The 2,312-nt window shown below is 58.9% G+C and carries 3 protein-coding genes; all 3 read right to left on the bottom strand.

The features are described 5' to 3' along the window. Positions 1-171: DUF6160 family protein (locus EPO09_RS22330; RefSeq protein WP_367200056.1), on the bottom strand; the 171-nt coding region annotated here is incomplete at its 3' end. A gap of 254 nt (positions 172-425) precedes the next feature. After that, positions 426-1,382: an AraC family transcriptional regulator gene (locus EPO09_RS08485; protein WP_290642123.1), complete on the bottom strand. Its 957-nt coding sequence runs from the start codon at positions 1,380-1,382 to the stop codon at positions 426-428. 321 nt (positions 1,383-1,703) lie between these two features. After that, on the bottom strand, positions 1,704-2,312 hold a 609-nt coding region (locus tag EPO09_RS08480), incomplete at its 5' end, for a DUF6160 family protein (RefSeq protein WP_290642121.1).

Raw genomic sequence — 2,312 nt, 5'->3', positions numbered from 1 at the left:
GTCGGTGTACTTGAACGAACCGATGTTGATGTTCAGGTCACCAGCGATCGACACGCCGTCCTGGCCGCTGACTTGGCTCAGGGCTGCGTCGTCGATCGAGGACATGGCGGAAGCGGAAGCAGCCACGGCCGACAGAGCCAGTGCAACGAAGGAAAGCTTGAATGCTTGCATGAAAACTCCAGAAAGATTGTGAGGTTGTTGTCTGCGCCCCGTCAGCCCTGAACAGGCGAGTGATCAAGTCACCTGCCCCGTATCGATTGACGTCCCTGTTCGATCGGATGGGCCTTTGTTTCGCGGCGCTGACGCATCATCGCGAAGCAATGCACATTCGGCCTTGACCACTCAGGCCAAGCGCATGACCCCGCAAGCCACCCGCATGCAGGGCGAGGAAACCCCTTAAGTACAAGCACGAAAACGTCACCCAATTACTGCGTCACGCGCAATGAACTTGGCGACAAACCAAACCAGCGTTTGCACGCCCGATAGAAATTGCTGGGGTCAGAGAAGCCCAGCTCACAAGCCATTTCAGTCACGCTCAGATAGCCACGAGCCAGCATGCGCTCGGCCCGTTCTCGCCGCACGGCATCGACCAGTTCGGCAAAGCTGGTGCCCTCTTCACTCAAGCGCCGCTGCAAGGTCCGCTCGCTGATGCACAGCATCTCGGCCACTTGCTCACGCCGCGGATCACCCTTGTGCAGGATCTTGGTCAGCATCTGCCTGACCTTGCCTGTGAAGTGCTCACCCAACTCCTGCGCTGCCTGCTCGGTCATGCGCACGCACATGTCGGCGATGGCCGGATCACTCGTCGGAATGGCTTGTTCGAAGTCGCAGGCCTTGAACTCACCGCGGAAGGAACTCGCGTTGAACTCGACATGGCATCCATAGGCATCACGCCATGGGGTCGTATCCGCCGGCTCCGGAAACGGCATGTACATCACGTTGGGCACCAGGCGCTTGCCCGTGATCCATTGCGCGCCAGCCAGAAACACCGAAGCCAGAAAGTCAAAGCGTTGCATGGGCACAGGCCTGCGACCACCTGAAATGGCAAAGGACACCACATAGACCTTGTCTTCATGCACCACATCCATCGAAAACGTGGGCGACACCAACGCTGCAAAACGAGACAGGCACTTGGCCGCCGCCAGCACATTCGTCGATGACAGCAACATGTGCGAGACCACCCCGAAAGCCGCCAGGGGATGCCCCACACGCGTCAAGCCAATGCCGGGATCGTTGGTCCGCGCCACGGCCTGCTCCCACATGCCGGAGAACAGATCAGACAGATGGTGCACATCCATCTCGTCGGTCGGCCCGATCGGCACGCCGCTCTTGGCCAGCAGATCGTCGGCATTCAAGCCGCGCTGGCGAAAAGCGTCGCTCATGGTTCTGTACCAGGCTATTTGCGACAAGGTGAACGATTTGATGGCCATGCCCGACCTTTCAGGTTTGAAGACTGCTACCCCGAAAGGTTCGGGATGGTTGCAGAGAGGCTGCAACATAAATACAGGGAAACTACCTAGTTTTGTGTTTCATTCAGACACTTTTTGAATTCAGATTTCGCCACTTAAAACACGCGTGATGAAAGTCACGTTTTTGCCCTCCCGGAGACGAAACAACCCCCGGGGATCGCCTCCACGGGGGTTGTCTCTCATCGACCAGGAAGCGCCTTTCGACGCCCCTTTCAGGCTTCAGATGCGCTCAGATCAGTGAGCCCACATCCAGACCTTGGTGCCTTGCATGTCGATGTTGTTGATGGCGAACGAGCCGAACGAAGCAGCCGAGGTGCCACGTGTGCCGTCAGCAGCGGTGCTGCCCATCTTGATCGAACCGACCGTAATGCTGGGGGTCAGAGCCGAGTTCAGCTTGGCGTTAGGGAAAGCGAACTGCACAACGTCGGAAGCGCCGTCATACACAGCTTGAGCTGTTTGAGCGCCGAAGGCGTCATACGAAGCAGCCGTCAGCTTGCCCAGTTCGGTTGCCACGGTCACGCCACCAGCGGTGGGGGCCACGGCGACACCAGCGGCCAGAGCCTTGCCGTTGTTGGCATCAGCTTGGGTCAGGCCCAGACGAGCACCGATGGAGTCAGCCACGGTCGAGACGAAAGCACCCTTGTTCAGGATGTCAACGGTCATCACGAACAGGCCCTTGATGCCGATGTCGCCGAAGGTCACGGAACCACCGGTGGCGTCCGTGTCGGTGTACTTGAACGAACCGATGTTGATGTTCAGGTCACCAGCGATCGACACGCCGTCCTGGCCGCTGACTTGGCTCAGGGCTGCGTCGTCGATCGAGGACATGGCGGAAGCGGAAGC

The organism is Aquabacterium sp. (assembly GCF_004297345.1).
Classification (GTDB): domain Bacteria; phylum Pseudomonadota; class Gammaproteobacteria; order Burkholderiales; family Burkholderiaceae_C; genus Aquabacterium.
Note: the sequence above shows the minus strand (reverse complement) of the source record. Positions and strands in the feature narration are given on the sequence as shown.

What these genes read in the sequence shown, in the direction of transcription:
- EPO09_RS08485 (WP_290642123.1), bottom strand. Translation starts at nt 1,382, where the DNA reads ATGAGCGACGCTTTTCGCCAGCGCGGCTTGAATGCCGACGATCTGCTG.